Below are 19575 nucleotides of genomic sequence, written 5' to 3' on the forward strand. Positions count from 1 at the left end.
GATCCCGCCAAAGTGGCCCCAACTCGACTCTGCTGGATGAAAACCCTTGCCGATGCCTGTTGGTCCATGCATACCGCCGCGAAAAACACGGCGGGCCAACGCACAACGAGGTGGGTGAATCTCAATGTTCAACATCGACAACGCCAGGATCGCCTCGGTGGCCGCTGGTGCACTGGCCGTGGTGGGCCTGGGATTCGCTGCCCCGGCCCTGGCCGACAGCGTGCGCTCCGATGCAGACGCACTGTCCACCGTGATCGGTGTGAACGCACCGACCTACGAGTTCGAGGACTTCGGGGTCCTGCACGACCGCGGACAGCGGGTCGGCATCAAGGGCCCGGGCTTCGAACCCGTGCGACCGACCATCCGACGGACCGCCGAAGGACGCTGAGCGCAGGGTCGGCACGCGCCCCTGAGGGGCCTGCGCCGCCAGAAGGGCACCCCGCTCGGGGTGCCCTTCTCGTTTGCCCGGCTACGCGCGACTGGGTCTCGGGGCGGACGGAACTGCGGCTTTGTGCCCTTGCGTCCGATCGTCGGACCGGCCTCTGACGGTCGCTGACCTCTCAGCGCCCGCGCAGCAGATCCAACACCGCGTCGACGTCCTGCTCGCTGGTCGCCCACGAGCACACGAACCGGTACACCGGTGCCAGTGCATCGGGTTGGTGGATCGCGAACTGCGATCGGACCGCGGTCAGCGCCTCGGCGTCGAGCTTCACGAACACCTCGTTGGCCTCGGTCGCGGTGGCCAAGGAGAATCCCAACTCCGTGAGGCCCGTGCTGAGGCGAGCGGCCATCGCATTCGCGTGCGCGGCGCTCTGCAGCCACACCCCGTCCGACAGCATCGCCGAGAACTGCGCCGACACGTACCGGTGTTTGCTCGCCAGATGCCCGATCTGCTTCTGCACGAACTGAATTCCCTCGAACTGGTCGGGTCTGCGGACCAGCAGTGCGTCACCGAACAACATGCCGTTCTTGGTGCCGCCCACCGTGACGATGTCGGCGTCCCCGATCGCCTCGGCGGGCGAGACTCCCAACGCTGCAATGGCATTGGCGATCCGCGAGCCGTCGACGTGAACCAGCAGATCCAGCGAGTGTGCGTGGTCGATGAACTCCGAGAGTTCCGCGGCCGGCCAGACGCGGCCGTTCTCGGTGGACTGCGTGACGGTGACGATGCGCGGCTGGGAGTGGTGGACCTCGCCGCGACGCACGACGCGGGCGTCGAGCTCGGCGGGGGAGATGATGCCGTCGTCGCTGGGCAGCCTGGTCAGCTGAGCGCCGGAGAGCCGCACCGGCCCGCCAGCCTCGTCGAGCAGGGAGTGCGCGACGTCGCTGCACAGGATCTCGTGCCACGGCCGCACCGCGGCGGCCAGCGCGATGACGTTGGCCGCGGTGCCGGTGAACGCGAACAGCACGTCGGCGTCCGGGGCGGCGAAAACCCCGCGCAGCACGTCCGCGGCGCGCTCGGTGATCGGGTCGTTGCCGTAGGACGGGGCGTACCCGTCGTTGGCGGACGCGATCGCCTCGAGTGCGCGCGGATGTGCCGGCGCGGCGTTGTCCGAGGCGAACGCGGAGGAGGGAGCCACGTTCGCCATCATGTCACTTGGCGCTGAGTTGCAGCTCGTGCAGCGGGGCGTCGTCGGCCGCACGGACCTCCACCCCCAGCAGCGCTCCGCAGCCGGGGCAGGCGTAGCCGTCGGCCCGCAGACCCGGATGCAGGCGCACCTTGGCGCCCAGGTCGGCGGCCGTCAACTCGCCGCGGCACGCATAGCCCTTCCAGTTCTCCTCAGCCGGCGCGAGCACCTGACCGCAGTCGCACGCGTACGTGTCGTCGCCGAGCAGCAGGTGGTCGCCCACCCGACGGGCATCGGCTGCGGAGACGGGCGTTGCGTCAACAGTCGCGGTCCGGGGCCAACCGCGACGCACGGCGCGCACGGAATCGCGGCGGGCCTCGGTGGCGGCCGCGTCGACGACAGAATCGACGAGCACGACGCCGTACAGATCCAGCGCCGCCTGTTCCGAGATCCGGGCGGCGCGCACATCGTCGGCCACGGCGTCCGCGGCGGCGTCCAGGGGGTCGCCCCAGCCGCCGCCACCGTGGAAGCTCCAGTCGACGACATCGCCTGCGCCCAAGTGGATCTCACCGGGCGATCCGGTGTAGACGGTGTCCGAGCCGTCGGCGCGCGTGATGCTGACGTGATGCGTCGATCCCGGCATGCCGCCGTGCAGCCCGGCTGTCGACGGCATCGACATGCTGTGTCCGGCCAGCACACCGTGCAGGCCCCCGGTGTTGTGCAGTGTGAATGTCGAACTGGTGGAGACGCCGCCGTGGAAGCGGCCCGCGCCCCCGCCGTCGGTGTTGGCGCCGCGGCGCAGCCACAGCAGCGGGAACACTGACTCCTCGCCCTCGACGTTGTTGAACTGCCCGGTCAGGATCTCGTGCGGGCCGCGGTAGTCGACGCCGTTGGCCGCGCACGTCGCGCCGCCGCCACCGGCGAGCACTTCGGTCAGCGCACCGCCGTACGGTTCGCCGTACTGGTTGAGGCCCGCGATGTGGAAGATCATCAGGCCGCCGGTGGTGCCGGCCATCGCCTCGGAGCGCACCTCGGCGTCGGTGCTGACCAGCTTGGCCAGCGCGTTGCCCGCGGTGTTCTGCACCATCGTGGTGGCACCGACCGTGGCGGCACCGCATGGCGCGGGATGTTTGGCGTTGACGATCGTGCCCTCGGGCGCGGTCACCTCGATGGCCCGCATGACGCCGCTGTTCCAGGGGATGTCGTGGGCCAGCACGGGCAGCACCGAGGCGAACACGCCGCCCCGCAGACCCGACAGGGTGCAGTTGAAGAAGCCCGGCAGCTGCGGTGCGGTCTGGCCGTAGTCGAACACCAGCTGCTCACCGGTCTTGCGCAGTTCAACCTCGATGCGTGACAGGCCGGACTTGTGCCCGTCGTGATCGAAATAGCTTCGGGCCCGGGTGATTCCGTCGGGCAGGGCGGCCAAGCGGGCGCGCACCTGCGCTTCGGAGCGGTCCAGCATGGTCGACATCACTGACGTCACGACCTCGACGCCGTAACGGCCCACCAGGCGCAGCAGTCCCTCGCGGGCGTGGGTGTTGGCCGCGATCATGGCCTTGAGGTCCAGGCCCAGGTTGGCGGGCAGGCGCGAGGCCGCGAGGATCAGGTTCCACACGTCGTGGCGCGTGCGGCCACCCTCGATGATCTTGGTGGGCGGCAGGATCAGGCCCTCCTGGTAGATCTCGCGGGCGTCCGGTGACCAGCTCGACGGCGTCATGCCGCCGATGTCGAGGACGTGCGCGCAGGTGCCCACCCAGGCGATCCGCACGCCGTCGTAGAAAACCGGTTCCAGCATCGTCACGTCGGGCATGTGCAACGCACCCTTGTACGGGTCGTTGGTGATGAACATGTCACCTTCGTTGATGCCGATGGTGTCTTCGCAGTCGGCGATGATGTGGTTCACCACGGTCTCCATCGAACCCGAGTGAAAGAGGTTGTGCGGCCCCATCGCAACGACGTCGCCGCCAGCCAGGTACACGCCGGTGTTGCAGTCGTTGGCCTCGGTCACCAATGGGGAACCGGAGACGTTCTTGAGCACCGCCGACTGCTGGGCGACGATCGCGGTGAGTCGGTTGCGCACGACCTCGTAGGTGACGACGTCAACGTCGATGGTGTTCATGCTCAGGCGTCCTTCTCGGTGGTGCGGATGACGGTGTTCTCGAGGTCGTCGATGACTGCTGTCTGGCCGACGCCGACGAAGATCGTGGTGCCGGGGTGTTCGATGATGGCCGGGCCCTGGACCCGGTCGCCCGGGCGCAGGTCGGGTCCGCGGGCCACGTCGGCCATCACGGTGCCGCGGTCGGGGCCCAGGTAGACCGGTCGTGAGGTGGGCAGGTGCAGACCGTTGGTGCTCGCGCCGAGCACGCGGGACACCCGCGGCTTGTCGAATTCACCCTTGGCCTGCACGCGCATCGAGACGATCTCGACGCCGGCCCCGAGGAACAGCGCTTCGGGTCCGTACAGTTCGACGAACTGCGCCTCGAACGCGTTGAGCAGACGCTGGATGGCCGCGGCGTTCAGGACGCCGGGTTCAGCCGGGATGGACAGGCTCTTGTTCTGCATGCGGAACCGCATGTCGACGAAGCGCTGCAACACGATTCGGTCGCTGACGGCCCCGGCTTCCAGCAGTTCCTTGCTGACCTGCGCCTCGAGGTTCTCGAAGTTGCGCGTGATCCGGTCGGCGTCGAACACGTCGGCCGCACCGTGCCAGGTGGCCGAGTGCATCGGATCCGACAGTTCGGCGGAGACGTGCAGGTCGCTGGTGGCCGCGCCGAACGCCGAGTGCACCGTGGCGGTTGCGGGCACGATGATCGACTGCGCGCCCAGTTCGGCACCGAACCGGTGGCAGTGCGAACCGCCGGCGCCGCCGTAGGCGAACACCACGAAGTCGCGCGGGTCGTGGCCGTGGCCCACCGTCAGGGTGTCGAGCAGGTCGGCCATCCGGTGGTCGGCGATCGACTTGATGCCCGCGGCCGCCTCCTCGACCGAGGTGCCCAGGGGCGCAGCGATCTTGTCGTGCATGGCGCGGATCGCGCCCTCCTTGTCGAGCGCGAACGTGCCGCCCAGGAAGAAGGCCGGGTCGATGATGCCCAGGACGACGTCGGCGTCGGTGACGGTGGGTTCGGTGCCGCCGCGGCCGTAGCAGACCGGGCCGGGGTGGGAGCCCGCGCTGGTGGGGCCGACGACAAGCTGGCCCTCGACCACGCGGGCGATCGAACCGCCGCCCGCACCGATCGCGGTGATCTCGACAGCGGGCTTGAGCACCTGGTAGCCGTTGACCTGCTGGCGCGGGGCGATGACGGGTTCATAGTCGATGACCATGCCGACGTCGAACGACGTGCCGCCCATGTCGGTGGTCAGGACGTTGGGGGTGCCGATCCGACGCGCGAGTTGTGCGCTGGCCAGCACACCGCCGGCCGGGCCCGAGGTCAGGATCGACACCGCGGTCTCGCCGCAGCGCTCGGGGGTGATGACGCCTCCGCCGGAGTCGAGGATGCGCAGGGACCCCTTGAGGCCACGATCCCGCAGGGAGCCATTGAGTTTCGTCATATAGCCGCGCACGGTGGGCCCGAGGTAGGCGTTGAGCGCCGTTGTCGCGGTGCGCTCGTATTCGCCCAGCACGGGCGCCAATTCGCTCGACACCGTCAGGTAGACCTCAGGCGCCATCTCGCGAATGATCGCCGCGACGCGCTGCTCATGGCAGGACTCGCGGAATGACCACAGCAGGCAGACCGCGATGGCCTGCACGCCGTCGTCGAGCAGGGCCTGCACCTGCGTGCGGACCTCGTCCTCATCGAGGGGCGTGATGATGGTGCCGCGGAAGTCGATGCGTTCGGTGACCTCGCGGATCAGTTCGCGCTCGACGACGGGTTCGGTCTGGCGGCGCTGTGAATCGTGCATGATCTCGTGCAGTTCCCGCCCGGTCCAGTGCCCGGTCGCGCGCTGCATCAGGATCGAATCGCGGAAGCCCTTGGTGGTGATGATGCCGGTCGTCACACCCTTGCGTTCGATCAGCGCGTTGGTGGCGACGGTGGTGCCCAGGCCGAAATACTCCACGTCGGGCAGAATTTCGCCGGGCTGCAGGCCCAGTTCCTGTTCGGCGAGCGCGAGCGCGTTGTTGACGCCCTCGGACGGGTCGTGCAGCGTGGTGGGGGTCTTGAGAAGTCGGGCGGTGCCCTCGTCGTCGAGCAGCACGGCGTCCGTGAACGTCCCGCCGATGTCGATGCCTACGAAATACGCCATCTGGATGCCTCTTTCTGAAGTGGCGGTGGAGTCAGCGGGTGGAGGTGAGTTCTGCTGAGGCAGAAGAGGTGTCGGTGTCGCGGTGGCGGGTCAGGGTGAGCAGGACGGTGGCGGCCAGTGCGGCGGCGGTGAACATCACGATGCTCATGGGCAGGGCGCTGGCGTCGCCGGCCAGGCCGACCAGGGGAGTGGTGGCCGCGCCGAAGGTGTACTGCAGGAAGCCGAGCACGGCCGATCCGGTCCCGGCGGCCTCGCGCACCTGCTCGATGGCGAGCGTCGTCGCGTTGGCGAAGGTGAAGCCGACGGTGGCCATGAAGCCGGCCATGAGCGCGATCGTCAGCCACGGGATGACATGTCCCACAGTGACATTGAGCAGTTGTAGCGCGGTGACCACCACCATGGTGCTCACGCCGCCGATCAGCAGCTTGCGCGGTGCGACGGACTTGACCAGCCGGGCCGAGAGCGTCCCGGAGGCCGCGATCGCCAGTGCGCATGCCCCGAAGGTCAACGAGTACCCCCGCGGGGTGAAGCCCAGGATGTTCTGCAGGATGAAGGGTGAGGCCGAGATGTAGGCGAACATCGCCGAGGCCGCCAGGCCCAGAGTCAGCGTGTAGCCGACGTAGCGGCGGTTGCCCAGCACGTCACGCATGCCGCCGGCCAGGGAACGCAGACCGCCGGGACGACGGTGCTCAGCGGGCAGCGACTCGTCGACGACGAACACGGCCCCCACCAGCATCAGCAGGTTCATCCCGGCGAGCGCGGCGAACACCGCCCGCCACCCCCAGCCCGCGACGACGACACCGCCCAGGATGGGTGCGGTGATCGGGGCGAGCACACCGATGACCATCATGACCGCGAACAGCCTGGCCGCCGCTGATCCCTTGGCCCGGTCCGCGATGATCGCGCGGGCGATGACCACGCCGGCCGCGCCCGTGAAACCCTGCACGAAGCGCAGGCCGATCAGGGCCTGGATCGACGGCGCGAGGATGCACAGCAGGCTCGCGATCAGACAGGTGACGGTGCCGATGAGCAGCGGCCTGCGGCGGCCGAACTGGTCCGACAGCGGGCCGATCACCAGTTGGCCAACGGCCAGGCCGACCAGGAACGCCGTCAACGTCAGCTGGATCATCGGGGCCGTGGTGTGGAATTCGGCCGCCATGTCGGGGAAGGCCGACAGGTACATGTCGATCGAGAAGGGGGTCACCGCCGTGAGAAGGGCGAGGACGGCGATGAGCATCGCCGAGGGAGCTTGGGGGGTCATCAGATCCTTGCGTCAATCCGAAGTATGTATAACAATATAGGTATTGTGAAATACATATGTCAAGATCGTGGATATGCTGGCGTGATGGACGTCACCGCGAGTGAAACCCGGGAGCTGGCCCTGGCGTTGCACGACTTGTCATGGCGCATCACCCGCGTCGGTCCGGGTCAGGTCGGCCTGGAGCCGCTGCCGGCCTCGGAGATCGCGGTGCTGCGCGCGGTGCTCGACGAGCCGGGCCGTGGCGTATCCGACGTCGCGGCCTCGGTCGGCATGCAGCCCAGCAACGTCAGTGCCGCGCTGCGCTCGCTGGTGGCCCGCGGGCTGGTGGAGAAGCGGCCCGATCCGCACGACAGGCGCGTCGCGCTGCTGCACCCCACGGCCACCTCGCGGGGCAATCGCGCGGCCATCGAATCCGAGCTCACCGCCTCGCTGTCCGAGGCGTTGGCCGCACTGTCCGATGACGACGTCAGTGCGCTGCTGCGTGCCGTCCCGGCGATGCGCCAGCTGAACGCCGCCGTGGTGGAGCGGGTGCGTTAGGCTGACGGCAGTGTGGCCCCAGTGGCCAGTTCTGCGTAGGACCGCATCAGCCGAAGCGCGGTCTTTCGGTCCAGTGCGGGATCGCGCGCCACGATGCGGTAGCCGAAGTAGTCCTCCATCGACATCAGCGTCATGGCCACGTCGCGGGCGGGGGAGTGGAGTGTGAACGCGCCGGAATCGGCGCCGCCGGTCAGAATCTGGGCGTAGAGATCGACCTGGCGGTGATAGATGTGCTGCACGTCGGGGCGGTTGTCGAGTTCGAAGCCCGCGGCCAGCACCGCGCGCCAGATGGCCCGCCACTCGGCATCCTCGGGACCGGCCGGCAGGCCCGTCGCGATCGTCAACGCCAACTGGGCACGGGCGTCGTCGAGGCGCTCGACGGCCTCGAGCCGGTCATCGTAGAACCGGGTGTCGGAGCGCTGCGCGAGCTCGGAGAGCAGCTGGTCCATGTCCTTGAAGTAGTAGCGCACGGCGTTGGCGGTCAGCCCCAGCTCGTCGGCGACATCGGCCAGGCGTAGCTCGGCCACATCGTGGGTTTCGATCAAAGTGATTGCCGCATCGAGGATCTCGGTGCGTCGCTGCGCTCTGCGAACGGGCCGCGCCATCGGGTGTCGCACCTCCTCGCCGTCGGAGTTGAACTGTGCCGAGGGTACTGGATTTCACTCTTCCTCTTGCGCACCGGGCCGATCGGGTTCATTATTTGCCAACTATGAAAAAAACTCCAGACCTGGAGGGGCAGGTGCGAGCGAGGGACCTGGGCGTCGTCATCGGGGAACACCCCACCGGCGCGCACAACGCCATCACCGACGTGCCCGGTGTCCGGGTCGGCCACACGACGCTGCATCAGAACGGCCCGCCCGTCGTGCACACCGGCGTGACGGTCGTCGTCCCGCATGACGACATCTGGGCCGAACCGGTGTTCGCCGGTGCGCACCGCCTCAACGGCAGCGGTGAGATGACGGGCCTGGAGTGGATCCGCGAGTCCGGTGAGCTCACCTCCGCGATCGGCATCACCAACACCCACAGCGTCGGGGTGGTGCGCGACGCTCTGGTGGCCGAGCAGGTCGCCGCGCGCGGCGACGGCCTGTACTGGTCGCTGCCCGTCGTGGGGGAGACCTATGACGGAGTGCTCAACGACATCAACGGCTTTCACGTCAGGCCCGAGCACGCGACGGCGGCGCTGGCCGCGGCGTCGTCCGGGCCCGTCGAAGAGGGCAGCGTCGGCGGCGGCAGTGGGATGATCTGCCACGGCTTCAAGGGCGGCATCGGCACGTCGTCGCGCGTCACCGAGACCGCGGCCGGCACCTACACGGTGGGGGTGCTGGTGCAGGCGAATCACGGTCGGCGCGAACGCCTTGCGGTCAACGGCGTGCCCGTCGGCCAGCGCATCGGCGCCGACGCCGTACCACTGCCCGAGGCTCCGGCCCGGTATGAACCGGGATCCGGGTCGATCATCGTCATCGTCGCGACCGACGCACCCCTGCTGCCGCACCAGTGCGCGAGGTTGGCCCAGCGCGCCGCGCTGGGCGTGGCCCGTGTGGGCGGCACCGGCGAGCAGTACAGCGGAGACCTCATGCTGGCCTTCTCCACCGGCAATCGCGGCATCCCGCCGTACTCCTGGGACGAGGACGCCGCGACTGTGCGTCCCGAGATCGACGTGCGTATGACCGCGCCCCAGCTCATGACGCGCCTGTTCGATCTGACCATCGAGGCCACCGAAGAGGCGATCCTCAACGCACTCGTCGCGGCCACCACGGTGACCGGACCGACCGGCATCACCGCCCACGCGCTCGACCATGACCTGCTCCGCCAAGCCCTCACCCACCAGGAGAACCGATGACCACCCCGGACACAGAGCCTCGACTGCACGGACGGCTCGGCGCCGTCGCGATCGTGTTCATGGTGGTGGCTGCCGCCGCGCCGCTGACCGTGATCGGCGGAAACATGCCGCTGGCCATGGGATTGGGCAACGGCGCGGGCGCCCCCGTGGGCTTCGTGATCGCCGCCCTGGTGCTGCTGCTGTTCAGCATCGGGTTCGTGACCATGACTCCGCACGTTCCCGAGGCGGGGGCGTTCTTCTCGTATGTGACCGTCGGGCTCGGGGAACGGGTGGGCCGGGGCGTGGCCGTCGTCGCGCTGATCGCCTACACCGCAATCCAAGTCGGCATCTACGGATACATCGGCTGGGCCATCGACGACACCGTGCGGTTCTACGGCGGTCCGCAATTGCCCTGGCCGCTCTACTCTTTCGCGGTGCTGGCCATCGTCGCGTTCCTCGGCTACCGGCACATCGAGTTGTCGGCCAAGGTGCTGGGCGTGGCGTTGGCGCTGGAGATCGGCATCGTCGTGCTGCTCGACCTGGTGATCTTCACCGACCCCGGACCCGCTGGGGTGACGTTGGATTCGTTCACTCCCGCGGTGTTCACCAACGGCACCCTCGGCATCGCGGTGCTGTTCGCGCTCACCGGTTTCATCGGCTTCGAGGCCACCGCGGTGTTCCGCGACGAGGCCCGTGATCCCGAGCGCACCATCCCGCGCGCGACCTACGCCGCGGTGCTCATCATCGGCGGCTTCTACGCGCTGACCGCCTGGGCGTTCGTGGTGGCGATCGGCCCCGACCAGGTGGCCGCCGTCGCGCAGCAGACCCTCGACGGTGAGGGCAACATGCTGCTGGACACCACGGCGGACACCCTCGGACGAGTGGGCCGCGACGTGGTCAACGTGCTGCTGCTGACGTCGCTGTTCGCCTGCGTGCTGTCGTTCCACAACGTGATCGCGCGGTACCAGTTCGTGCTGGCGGGCAAGGGCCTTCTGCCCGCGCGCCTGGGCACGGTCCATTCGCGGCACAAGTCGCCGGCGTTCTCGTCGGTGGTGCAGACCGTGACGGCGTTCGTGATCGTGGCGGTGTTCGCGGTGCTCCAGATCGACCCGCTGGTGGGCGTTTTCGGCTCGATGGCCGGGGTGGCGACGGTCGGGATGGTGTTGCTGATGCTGACCACGTCGGTCGCAGTGCTGGTCTTCTTCGTGCGCAACCCGGATGCGGATCGACGGCTGTGGCAGACGCGGTTGGCGCCGACGCTGGCCTGCCTGGGGCTGCTCGGGAGCCTGTGGCTGGTGCTGTCGAACTTCACCCTGGTGACCGGCGGGTCGCTGACCGTCAGCACTGTGCTGGCCGCGGTGCCGTTCGTCGGCCTGCTGTTGGGGGCGCTGGCGTGGAAGCAGCGGTCCGGGGTGGCCGAGGGTTCGGAGGTCTCCTGAGTACCTCTCCTCTGGGGCGCGTCATCACATGATGACGCGTGACGGAATTGCACACCAGCCGCTTCCTGCCCCAGAATTCCCGCCATGCCTGAAGCTCACGAAACAGACACCACCGCCGGACTGGCCCCGCTGGGGCCCAAGCTCGAGAAGCTCGTCGCGGAACTCGGGGTGAAGTCCCTGCTGGTGATGCGGTCGGAATCCGACTCGATGGTGGTGGCCGCGACCGCGGGCGAGGCGACCAAGCACTACACCGTCGGCGCGGCCGGCAAGAAGGCCCTCGGCCAGGAGGGCCACACGCCGCTGTACTGCGAGAAGGTCGTGGACGCCGACTCCGACCTGTTCGTCCGTGACTCGCGCGAGGACGCGGTGTTCGCCGGCAACGAGGACGAGGTCGAGTTCGGTCTGCACAACTACCTGGGCCTGCCCGTGCACGACTCCTCGGGTGCGGTCATCGGCACGGTGTGCGTGCTCGACGATTCCGCGCGCGACTACAGCGACGCCGAGATCGCCGCGCTCAAGGAACTGCGCGGCGAGGTCGAGGGCATCGTGGCCGGGGACGATCTGGCGCTGAGCTGACCTTGTGCGCCGCCCCGGCGCGCCACGTGGGAACATGGTGCCGCGTTGATCGCGCCGGGGGCGGTAGCTCAGTCGGTTAGAGCCGCGGACTCATAATCCGTAGGTCGCGGGTTCGAGCCCCGCCCGCCCCACTCACTGTCTGGTCAGTGCTGCCGTTGCCTCCGCTGTAGGTCCCAAAGTGCAAGTTGGTTCGTGCACCCGCCGAGAGTGCACGCGCTCGGGGCATTGGCATTCATTCACCGGCCGGAATCGCAATCGAGTTCAGCCTGTTCGTTCATCCGGTTGTCCCATTCGAGTTGTTCAGCGAACGCACGCCCCGCGGCATGGATGGACTCACGTCGAATGTTCGGATACTCGCTTGCCACTGTTTCGATGGCATCGTTGACGGTGATGCTTAGCATGGAACTCGACCGCAGCACGAACTCGCCGGTTTCGACCGCGGCGATGAGGTCGCGCTCAAACTGGTTGAACATGATGCGTTCCTGCTCCGCCACCAGGTCGGCATGCGTTCCGGTTGTACCGATTGGCTGGCCGCAGTGGCCGTAAATGAACTTCGGCTCATCGGGTTCGATCACGACGCAATGATGCGGGCCGCCGACCCAAGGGAAGAAAGCCACTTCGCAACACTTGCCGCACACAGGCCACCCCATGCGGTCCATTTTACCGTTTGAACTGGGAATATCGTTCACCAAAGAATGATTCTTGCGCCCTCTGGACCGGCTGTTAACCACCTTGCGTCAGGCACCTTCGGGCACCTGGCCTAGCCTCTGGCACTGGCCACCGTTGTTGATGCGCCGGGTAAGCCGACGCATGTACGGCCACCGAATACCCGTTGCGCAGCGCCGCGAGCGAGGGCTCAGGGGTCAAAACGATCGCCTCGTCAATGTGAAGGTCCGCCACAGCAACTCGATCGACATAACCACCGGTGGCGTCCAGCGGTGAAGGGCACCGCACCACTTGAGCCGGTAGTCGCCTTCGTTCAGTTTCACGAACGCGCCGTCGGGTAGAGAAGCGAATGTGGATCGTCGGTGGGCGTTCTTGCGTGCGGCGTTGAGCACCGCGTCGAGGTGACCGGCCCCACTTACGGCGATATCGCGACCCACCGTTGCGAGGAATTCCTGGTAGCGGTCGCGGCGGCATGTGTTGCATGGACGATGCCCAGCCGCGAGAGCAACCGCTTCGTCCAGGAAGAACAGTTTGGTGTACTTGCGGGGTGCCGACAGGTCCCGCTTGAAATGGAGGTCACAGATTAGCCAGCGTGGCGGACTGGTTCGGTTGCCCATGAACATCCCCCGTTGAGGGGTGCTGAAGACTTCGCCGTCCGGGGCGACCCGGTTGCATTGCGGACCAGTGGCCTCAAGGGCAGCTGTGGAATCCGCCAACGGTTCAGTGCGTTGAGGATTGGTGGCTGCCATGACCGGTGGCGTCGTTTCGCCAGTCGACCACGTGGGAGTGCCGATTCCACCCTCGTTGGTGGCGAATGCGCCGTGGAAGTGGTCCATCAATCTGTAACGGGTGGCGACCAGGTCCTTGAATCTGAAGAAGGGTCGTGTCTTCCACTGTGTGGCGCCCGGCCCAGTGGGGCGCAAGGTGAAGTTCGCCCGGCGCCAATCAATCACTGCAGAACGGCCGTCGACCTTTTGTACTACTCCGAGGGCGTGCACTCTGCCTTGTTCAGTATCTGGATGCCATGTTCCGATGACGACGCCGTCGAGGCGTTTGATCTTTGAGATCAATTCGGCCGGTTCGGTGAGGACGGGCGAATCAAGAATGACGGCTGGTTCGATCCCGCAGGCCGGCTCGAGACGCCAAAACCTGTTGTTGACTACCGTCACAATTGCGTCCCCACTTTCATAGTTCGCGACACCGAACTGCTCGGCGACGGCGGCTTTCTCGTCGCTGGTCACTGCCGCACCCAAGTCAAGGCCCGTTTCAGCGATGCGCCGCGTCGTTGTTCGGCCGCCAATGCTTCCAGGCGATCGTTGTCGCTGCGCTCGTACAGAGCCGCGACCGCGGTCCGAACGTCGATTTCAGCGTCACCCAGTTCGGGGCGGTGGGCAAGGTCAAGGATTGTCTGTTCTGGTGTGGTCACCAGCGTCGGCCCGAGCTCTGTGTCGTAGCGTTCGACGTCCAGTCCTTGGGTGTCCCGCTTGACGAAGCGGATGACCGCGGTGCGGTCGGACAACTCGATGGGGCGATGCTGGGCGGGCACGGCGACCGTCGCGGTGGCCAGCGCGCGCGGAATCGCTCCGTGCAGCCGCGCGGCGCTGACGCCCATAACGACGATGTCGTGCGGGCCGTAGATCGCCGAAGCGATACCTGCCGCGGCGGTTTCCAAACCCGGCACCCAGCGTCGCCCCACCATGGCCGGCGGCACGACGACGTAATAGCCGTTGGCGAGGCGGTGTAGCAGGCCCCGTTCGTGAAGGCGCGCGACCTCAGCGGCTGGGTACGCGTACGTGTGTTTGGCCTGCGCAGGGCGGAACGTGCCGAGTGCATGCGCGGCCAGGCTCGGGGGAACAGCTGTGCTGTGCTTTCGCGCCATGATCGCTCCTTCAGTATGCAAATCATAGGCTAAAAGCCTATAAATTGCATACTGATTCCGTGTGATGTTTACTCCCCGCACCGCGCCAACACGGCACCACGCAACCCCGCCTCCTACAGCCCTCGGACCCTCAACCAGTCCTGAATCCTGTCGGCGACGCCCTGCCAGCCCGGCTCGAGCATCATGTCGTGGCCCATGTCGGGGAAATACTGGGCTTCGGTGCGGTACGCCTTGGCAATGTCGTGTGCGACGCGTGGTCCCCAGGAGACCTGTTCGCCGTCCAGAACGAGCAGCGGTGTTGAGACCAGATGTGGGCGTACGAGGTTGCGAAAGCCCATGTCGGTGTTGAGTGCTCGGAAGCTCTCGCGCTCAAGCCGTTCAAAGCACTTCTGTACGACCACGTCTGGCGTTCGCGGGCTGAAGAGGGCCTCGCGGACCATCGCCGGAGTGGGATAGAGCGCCAGCGCATTGCGCGTCACGGTGGATTTCACTCCGAGCCAGGGGTGGTGCCGGCCTGCCCCCATCGATCTCATGAACCAGGTGCGCGGCGGCGCGGAGGACATCAGCACCGCTGCGGGTGCGCCCGCCGATTCCAGATACTTCTGCACGACGAACCCGCCCATCGAGTGTCCGACGAGGACGGGGTGCAGCGGAAGTCTGCTGATCACCGAGCGCATGTCGTCGACATAGTCGGCGATGCCGCATGCGCCCAGCGCCTTCCCGTCCAGGCCGCTGCCGCCGTGCCCACGCATGCTGAACGCAATACTTCGATAACCGTTGTCGGCGAAGTAGTCGAGGAAGTGTTCATCCCAGCACCAGGCGGAATGAACAGCCCCGTGGACGAACACCAGCGGAACGGGATGAGACTCCGTGGCCGAACCCTTGTCGATGACTTCGAGCATGGGTCACCTTCGCTCCACCGGCGTTGCCTCTCTGCCCGATTCTCGCAGCCGTTTACGACGGCGAGTCCGCTTTCAGGCATTCCGCCGGGGTTCAGCCGACACGGTGCGTGGGCGTTGAGAGCGCGGCCGGGCGGCGCTATCAGACTTTCGTCAGGACCAATGCCGCTTCGTTGTAGGGGAACGGGCGATAGAACAGACGCGGCGCTCCTGTGATCAGGGGAGCGGCCTCAGCCTTGCTGACGATCCGCGGGTCGGCCAACGCGGTCGCCCTGCCCCGCTTGTGAGAACTGTCGGTCCGCCGGCCAATACGTTCTTGAGCCAGTCCGTTTCCGGCCCGTAGCCGATGAGGATGACGAACCCGTCCCGCGTCCCGAACACCAACAGCGGCGTCCGGTAGTGCTTTCCCGATGTGCGTCCGGTGTGCTCGAGTGTCCCCAGGCATGGCAGCCACGGCGTGAGCGAACGAGCCACCGGATTGGTGACACGGCGATTGAAATCTGCGGCAGCACGGGGCATTCGCATGACTGTCCATCCTCACCGCTTGCAGTTCCGGGCAGCCGGGGTGCACCCGGTGTGAACACTATGTCGTCGGGATCTGTCTGTGGGCGGATCCATGCAGAGGCCCTATGAAGCCGTCAGGGCAGCGTGGGTGCCGGCTGCGGCAGCGGATGCGCACCGTCGGGCCGCAACCCATCGAAGATGATGGCGAGGTAGCGCTGCCACAACAGCGGCGCCGGGGCCGCGAGATTCTCGACGACGTGCACGGGCGCGCACATCAACAGGAAGACATCGGTCTCGGTGACATCGGACCGCAGGGCCCCGGCCCGGTGGGCGCGGTCGACGAGAGTTCCCAGTGCTGCGTGCAGTTCGTCGCGGACCTGGGTGACCCTGGGATCGCTTTCGCTGGCCGACTGCAGGAACGTCAGGTCGTGGCGCTGACGCTGGTCGGCGGCGGCGGTCAGGAACTCCAGGAGGGCGGCTCCCGGATCGGTCGCGTCGCTGAGTCGGCGCGCGATGCCGGTGAGTGCGGTGATGTGTTTGCAGACGATGGAGGCGATCAGGTCCTCCTTGGAGGCGAAGTGCCGGAACACCGTGCCCTTCGCGACACCCGCGCGGCGGGCGATGTCGGCCACCGAGGCGGATGCGCCGCGCTCGGCGAACTCGCTCTCCGCTGCTGCCAGAAGCAGGTCGCGGTTGCGCGCTGCGTCTGCTCGGAGCGGGCGCGTCGAGGTCATGCGGCGAGCCTATCAAGTTGACCGTTGGGTCATCTTATGGCAGCGTGAGATTCAAGGTGACCGCGTGGTCACATTAATCCCGGACTCGGTCAACTCAAGGAGCGCAGATGAATATCGACGGTGCCACCGCTTTAGTCACGGGTGCCAACCGTGGCATCGGCCGCCACTTCGCAGGAGAGCTCCTGCGGCGCGGGGCCAAGGTGTATGCCACGGCGCGCCGCCCCGAGTCGGTCGACATTCCCGGCGCAGAGGTGATTCGCCTCGACATCACCGATCAGGCGTCGGTGGACGCGGCGGCGGCATACGCAACAGATGTGGATGTCCTGATCAACAACGCCGCTGACACTGCCGGCGGCAATCTCGTCACCGGCGACCTGGCGGCCATCCGCTCAACGATGGATTCGAACTACTACGGCACGCTGGCGATGATCCGGGCCTTCGCGCCGATCCTGGCCCGCAACGGCGGCGGCGCCATCCTCAACGTGTTGTCCGCCGCGGCCTGGAACACCGTGGACGGCAACACCGCCTATGCCGCGGCCAAATCAGCGCAGTGGGGCCTGACCAACGGGGTACGGCGCGAACTCGAAGGGCAGGGCACCCTCGTCTCCGCCCTGGTGCCCGCATTGGTCGGCACCCAGACACTTCTCGACTTCGCGCAGCGGCACGGCATCGTCTTCCCCGAGGGCGCGGTGGGCGATCCCGGCGATCTGGTGCGCCGTGCGCTCGACGGCCTCGAGGCCGACGAGATCGAGATCCTGGACCCGCTCGCAGCCGAGGCGAAGGCGACGCTGGCGGGTCCTCCGCAGGCGTTCGCGCTGTAACGGACCGCGGTCAGGGCGAGCGGTCCGCTCGACCCGTCGACGGTCCCTGACGCGTCCTGGCAGTCGTCAAGGGCCGGGCGTCGCGGCCTCACCTGCGCCGACGTGCGCTGCGGCGACTTTCTTCCCCATCGGACCCATCCAAGCCCGCCGTGCCTCCGAATGACTTCCGATGCACGAGCACGGGGGACGGACGCGGAGGGGAAGCATGACGATCGTTTTATCGGGCTGTCCATGATGGCAACCGCCGCCGAGCCCTCGTTTCCGCCACGCCCCCGGTCAGCGGGCATCCGGGTGGTCGACCACGTCGTCGACCTCCTCGCCGCCGCGGGGGTCAGCCACGTCTTCGGTGTGGACGGCGCCAACATCGAGGATCTCTACGACGCCGCCCACTTCTGCCCGGACATCACGGCGGTGCTGGCCAAGCACGAGTTCTCCGCGGCGACGATGGCCGACGGGTTCAGTCGCGCCACTGCGCAGCTGGGCGTGGTGGCCGCGACGTCGGGCGGCGGTGCCCTGAACCTGGTCGCCGGCCTGGGGGAGTCGTACGCCAGTCGGGTCCCGGTGCTTGCCCTGGTCGGCCAGTCGCCCACCTCACTGGACGGGCGCGGCGGCTTTCAGGACACCAGTGGCCGCAACGGCTCGCTCGACGCCGAGGCCCTGTTCTCGGCCGTGTCGGTGTACAGCCGGCGGATCATCGATCCCGACGACATCCGGGCCGCGTTGCCCGAGGCGGTGGCAGCTGCCCGTGCTGGCGGTCCCGCGGTCCTGTTGCTGCCCAAAGACGTTCAACAGGCCACTGTCCCCACCAACGGCGTGGTGCGCGTGAACGGACGCCGCCGCTGTGCCGAGGATGCCGAACCGATCCTGCGGGCGCTGCATGAGGCTTCGGGGCCGGTGACCATCATCGCCGGCGAGCAGGTGGCCCGTGACGACGCCCGGGGTGAGCTTGAGCGGCTTCGCGTGGCCCTGCACGCGCGGATCGCGACGGTGCCCGACGCCAAGGACGTCAGTCGCGCACCGATGGCAGCGGCATCGCTGGGCGTGACGGGGGTGATGGGCCACCCCGGGGTGGCCGACGCACTTCGCACCTCAGCGGTGTGCCTGCTGGTGGGTACCCGCCTGTCGGTCACCGCCCGCGCCGGTCTCGATGAGGCGCTTCGCGAGACCTGCACGCTGTCGATCGGCTCCACCACGCCGTATGTGCCGTCTATTCACTTGCACACCAACGATCTTCGTGCGTCACTGGCTGAGCTGACCCGCAGGCTCACCAATCGTCCACGGTGGGAAGTGGCGGCTGTCGACTCGACCTCCCCCGCAGAGTTGACGCCGCCCACCCACCGTGGCCCTGGAATCCGGTACCGCGAGGCGATCAGCGCGCTCGATGCGCTGCTGCCCGACGATGCGGACATCGTCGTCGACGCGGGCAACTCCGGAGCGGCGGCGATTCATCACCTGCCAGCCCGGCGCGACGGCCGCTTCGTGGTGGCACTCGGAATGGGCGGCATGGGCTACAGCTTCGGCGCCGGCATCGGCATGGCCTTCGCCCGGCGCCGTCGCACGGTCATCGTGGCCGGCGACGGGTCGTTCTTCATGCACGGCCTCGAGCTGCACACCGCGATTCAGCACCGGCTGCCGGTCACGCTGGTGTTGTTCAACAACAACGCCCACGCCATGTGTGTGACGCGCGAAAAGCTTTATTACACCGGTCGATACACGTACAACCGGTTCACCGAGAGCAACCTCGGCGCCGGGCTGGCCGCGATGTTCCCCGGGCTGCCCGCAGTCGACATCTCAGACCCCGACGCGCTGGGACCGGCGTTGCGCAGAGCGCTTGAGGCTGACGGTCCGTCGGTGGTCACCGTCGAGTGCTCGGCCGACGAAATTCCGCCCTTCGCACCCTTTCTCGATCACGACCATGTTTCAACCCACCACAGGAGGACCGAAGATGTCATTGCCCGCACTTGAGGATATCGCCGCCCACCGGCTCGACCGAGACGACACCACGGGCCCGATCGAGGGCGTGATCCGCATCGAAACCTCCCCACGGGAGCAGGCGACGCCGATCATCATGGAGATGATGCGGTCGGTGTATCCGCACGACGAGGTGTTCGGCCCGTACTGCACCGTCAACGAGTACGTCGACTGTCCGCCCGACGAGCTCTACGAGTACCTTGCCGACACCCGAAGCCTGGAGGAGTGGACCTACAGCCTGCGCGGGTTCACCCGCACCGAACAGGACGGGCTGTGGTTGGCCTACGACCGGCTGGGCTCGGAGACCGAAATCTACACCCGCACAGTGGCTCAGCCCGAGGCGCGCACCGTCGACTATCACTGCGCCTGGGACCAGGGCAGGCACCTGTGGATGATTTATCTGATGCGCGTGGTCGACGCACAGGTGGTGCTCGACAAGCCGGGCTCGGTGGTGTTGTGGACCAACTGTCACCACCCGTTCTATGACCACAATCCGTACCCCGAGACAGCGCCGCCTGAGCGACCCGTGTGGGTCGGCGACTTCTGGGACATGTTCGGCGCCGGTCATCGTTTGGAGCTGCTGAACCTGAAGGCGATCGCCGAGTACCGCCACCGCAACGGGCTGCCCGTCAAGCCCGACTGGATGAAGTGAGAACCGC

General features: G+C 67.4%; 18 protein-coding genes, 1 tRNA gene and 1 pseudogene. 9 read left to right on the top strand and 11 right to left on the bottom strand.

What is annotated here, in order from left to right:
* Positions 1-124: 124 nt before the first annotated feature.
* Positions 125-388: a hypothetical protein gene (locus tag G6N34_RS07610; RefSeq protein WP_085151299.1), complete on the top strand. Its 264-nt coding sequence runs from the start codon at positions 125-127 to the stop codon at positions 386-388.
* Between the two features lie 172 nt (positions 389-560).
* Here the strand turns inward: G6N34_RS07610 and G6N34_RS07615 are convergent, their stop codons facing one another.
* From G6N34_RS07615 to G6N34_RS07630, 4 genes are read right to left on the bottom strand one after another with little or no spacing between them, the layout of a single operon-like run.
* Positions 561-1589, bottom strand: a complete 1029-nt coding sequence (locus tag G6N34_RS07615; RefSeq protein ID WP_085151349.1) for a threonine aldolase family protein — start codon at positions 1587-1589, stop codon at positions 561-563.
* Between the two features lie 4 nt (positions 1590-1593).
* Positions 1594-3687: a hydantoinase B/oxoprolinase family protein gene (locus G6N34_RS07620; protein WP_085151300.1), complete on the bottom strand. Its 2094-nt coding sequence runs from the start codon at positions 3685-3687 to the stop codon at positions 1594-1596.
* 2 nt (positions 3688-3689) lie between these two features.
* Positions 3690-5810: a hydantoinase/oxoprolinase family protein gene (locus tag G6N34_RS07625; RefSeq protein ID WP_085151301.1), complete on the bottom strand. Its 2121-nt coding sequence runs from the start codon at positions 5808-5810 to the stop codon at positions 3690-3692.
* 31 nt (positions 5811-5841) lie between these two features.
* Positions 5842-7071, bottom strand: coding sequence for a multidrug effflux MFS transporter (locus G6N34_RS07630; RefSeq protein WP_085151302.1), 1230 nt, complete (start codon positions 7069-7071; stop codon positions 5842-5844).
* 84 nt (positions 7072-7155) lie between these two features.
* Between G6N34_RS07630 and G6N34_RS07635 the strand changes: the two genes are divergently transcribed.
* Positions 7156-7608: a MarR family winged helix-turn-helix transcriptional regulator gene (locus tag G6N34_RS07635; RefSeq protein WP_085151303.1), complete on the top strand. Its 453-nt coding sequence runs from the start codon at positions 7156-7158 to the stop codon at positions 7606-7608.
* Here G6N34_RS07635 and G6N34_RS07640 read toward each other — a convergent pair.
* Positions 7605-8213: a TetR/AcrR family transcriptional regulator gene (locus G6N34_RS07640; RefSeq protein WP_085151304.1), complete on the bottom strand. Its 609-nt coding sequence runs from the start codon at positions 8211-8213 to the stop codon at positions 7605-7607. The genes G6N34_RS07635 and G6N34_RS07640 overlap by 4 nt on opposite strands.
* A gap of 104 nt (positions 8214-8317) precedes the next feature.
* On the opposite strand from G6N34_RS07640, the gene G6N34_RS07645 reads away from it, so the two are divergent.
* The 4 genes from G6N34_RS07645 (at position 8318) to G6N34_RS07660 (ending at position 11573) form a co-directional block, all read left to right on the top strand.
* The gene (locus tag G6N34_RS07645) at positions 8318-9448 is read left to right on the top strand and encodes a P1 family peptidase (RefSeq protein ID WP_085151305.1); all 1131 of its coding nucleotides are present in this window, start codon (positions 8318-8320) and stop codon (positions 9446-9448) included.
* The gene (locus G6N34_RS07650) at positions 9445-10866 is read left to right on the top strand and encodes an APC family permease (protein ID WP_085151306.1); all 1422 of its coding nucleotides are present in this window, start codon (positions 9445-9447) and stop codon (positions 10864-10866) included. The genes G6N34_RS07645 and G6N34_RS07650 overlap by 4 nt, the downstream gene beginning before the upstream one ends.
* A gap of 84 nt (positions 10867-10950) precedes the next feature.
* Positions 10951-11442 (top strand): GAF domain-containing protein, encoded by a 492-nt coding sequence (locus tag G6N34_RS07655; protein ID WP_085151307.1) that lies wholly within the window; start codon positions 10951-10953, stop codon positions 11440-11442.
* A gap of 57 nt (positions 11443-11499) precedes the next feature.
* Positions 11500-11573: transfer RNA gene (locus G6N34_RS07660), tRNA-Ile, on the top strand.
* A gap of 105 nt (positions 11574-11678) precedes the next feature.
* Here the strand turns inward: G6N34_RS07660 and G6N34_RS07665 are convergent.
* The 6 genes and pseudogenes from G6N34_RS07665 to G6N34_RS07690 all read right to left on the bottom strand — a co-directional run bounded on the left by G6N34_RS07665 (position 11679) and on the right by G6N34_RS07690 (position 16124).
* Positions 11679-12131, bottom strand: a complete 453-nt coding sequence (locus tag G6N34_RS07665) for a hypothetical protein (protein WP_133057745.1) — start codon at positions 12129-12131, stop codon at positions 11679-11681.
* 174 nt (positions 12132-12305) lie between these two features.
* On the bottom strand, positions 12306-13349 hold the full coding sequence (locus G6N34_RS27715) for a hypothetical protein (RefSeq protein WP_179965732.1): 1044 nt from the start codon (positions 13347-13349) through the stop codon (positions 12306-12308).
* Positions 13346-13987, bottom strand: a complete 642-nt coding sequence (locus G6N34_RS07675; RefSeq protein ID WP_085151309.1) for a type IV toxin-antitoxin system AbiEi family antitoxin domain-containing protein — start codon at positions 13985-13987, stop codon at positions 13346-13348. The genes G6N34_RS27715 and G6N34_RS07675 overlap by 4 nt, the downstream gene beginning before the upstream one ends.
* A gap of 113 nt (positions 13988-14100) precedes the next feature.
* Positions 14101-14889 carry an alpha/beta hydrolase gene (locus tag G6N34_RS07680; RefSeq protein ID WP_085151310.1) on the bottom strand — a complete coding sequence of 263 codons (789 nt, stop codon included), beginning with the start codon at positions 14887-14889 and terminating at the stop codon, positions 14101-14103.
* 139 nt (positions 14890-15028) lie between these two features.
* Positions 15029-15411 (bottom strand): annotated as a pseudogene (locus tag G6N34_RS27930) (nitroreductase family deazaflavin-dependent oxidoreductase).
* A gap of 113 nt (positions 15412-15524) precedes the next feature.
* Positions 15525-16124, bottom strand: coding sequence for a TetR/AcrR family transcriptional regulator (locus G6N34_RS07690; RefSeq protein ID WP_085151311.1), 600 nt, complete (start codon positions 16122-16124; stop codon positions 15525-15527).
* 107 nt (positions 16125-16231) lie between these two features.
* On the opposite strand from G6N34_RS07690, the gene G6N34_RS07695 reads away from it, so the two are divergent.
* The 3 genes from G6N34_RS07695 (at position 16232) to G6N34_RS07705 (ending at position 19568) form a co-directional block, all read left to right on the top strand.
* On the top strand, positions 16232-16945 hold the full coding sequence (locus G6N34_RS07695) for an SDR family NAD(P)-dependent oxidoreductase (protein WP_085151312.1): 714 nt from the start codon (positions 16232-16234) through the stop codon (positions 16943-16945).
* A gap of 231 nt (positions 16946-17176) precedes the next feature.
* Complete coding sequence (locus tag G6N34_RS07700) at positions 17177-18910, top strand: thiamine pyrophosphate-binding protein (RefSeq protein ID WP_085151313.1); 1734 nt, start codon at positions 17177-17179, stop codon at positions 18908-18910.
* A complete protein-coding gene (locus G6N34_RS07705; RefSeq protein WP_085151314.1) occupies positions 18891-19568 on the top strand; it encodes a DUF8713 domain-containing protein in 678 nt (225 codons plus the stop codon). Before G6N34_RS07700 ends, G6N34_RS07705 begins: the two co-directional genes overlap by 20 nt.
* The last annotated feature ends 7 nt before the right edge of the window (positions 19569-19575 follow it).

The sequence above is a fragment of the Mycolicibacterium confluentis genome (assembly GCF_010729895.1).
GTDB lineage: Bacteria > Actinomycetota > Actinomycetes > Mycobacteriales > Mycobacteriaceae > Mycobacterium > Mycobacterium confluentis.

Bases quoted from the DNA above. Each gene is read 5' to 3' on its own strand.
- G6N34_RS07680 (WP_085151310.1), bottom strand. From the start codon at position 14,889: ATGCTCGAAGTCATCGACAAGGGTTCGGCCACGGAGTCTCATCCCGTT.
- G6N34_RS07630 (WP_085151302.1), bottom strand. From the start codon at position 7,071: ATGACCCCCCAAGCTCCCTCGGCGATGCTCATCGCCGTCCTCGCCCTT.
- G6N34_RS07695 (WP_085151312.1), top strand. From the start codon at position 16,232: ATGAATATCGACGGTGCCACCGCTTTAGTCACGGGTGCCAACCGTGGC.
- G6N34_RS07675 (WP_085151309.1), bottom strand. From the start codon at position 13,987: ATGGCGCGAAAGCACAGCACAGCTGTTCCCCCGAGCCTGGCCGCGCAT.
- G6N34_RS07610 (WP_085151299.1), top strand. From the start codon at position 125: ATGTTCAACATCGACAACGCCAGGATCGCCTCGGTGGCCGCTGGTGCA.
- G6N34_RS07645 (WP_085151305.1), top strand. From the start codon at position 8,318: ATGAAAAAAACTCCAGACCTGGAGGGGCAGGTGCGAGCGAGGGACCTG.
- G6N34_RS07615 (WP_085151349.1), bottom strand. From the start codon at position 1,589: ATGGCGAACGTGGCTCCCTCCTCCGCGTTCGCCTCGGACAACGCCGCG.
- G6N34_RS07705 (WP_085151314.1), top strand. From the start codon at position 18,891: ATGTCATTGCCCGCACTTGAGGATATCGCCGCCCACCGGCTCGACCGA.
- G6N34_RS07625 (WP_085151301.1), bottom strand. From the start codon at position 5,810: ATGGCGTATTTCGTAGGCATCGACATCGGCGGGACGTTCACGGACGCC.
- G6N34_RS07690 (WP_085151311.1), bottom strand. From the start codon at position 16,124: ATGACCTCGACGCGCCCGCTCCGAGCAGACGCAGCGCGCAACCGCGAC.
- G6N34_RS07620 (WP_085151300.1), bottom strand. From the start codon at position 3,687: ATGAACACCATCGACGTTGACGTCGTCACCTACGAGGTCGTGCGCAAC.
- G6N34_RS07700 (WP_085151313.1), top strand. From the start codon at position 17,177: ATGATGGCAACCGCCGCCGAGCCCTCGTTTCCGCCACGCCCCCGGTCA.
- G6N34_RS07650 (WP_085151306.1), top strand. From the start codon at position 9,445: ATGACCACCCCGGACACAGAGCCTCGACTGCACGGACGGCTCGGCGCC.
- G6N34_RS07635 (WP_085151303.1), top strand. From the start codon at position 7,156: ATGGACGTCACCGCGAGTGAAACCCGGGAGCTGGCCCTGGCGTTGCAC.
- G6N34_RS07640 (WP_085151304.1), bottom strand. From the start codon at position 8,213: ATGGCGCGGCCCGTTCGCAGAGCGCAGCGACGCACCGAGATCCTCGAT.
- G6N34_RS07655 (WP_085151307.1), top strand. From the start codon at position 10,951: ATGCCTGAAGCTCACGAAACAGACACCACCGCCGGACTGGCCCCGCTG.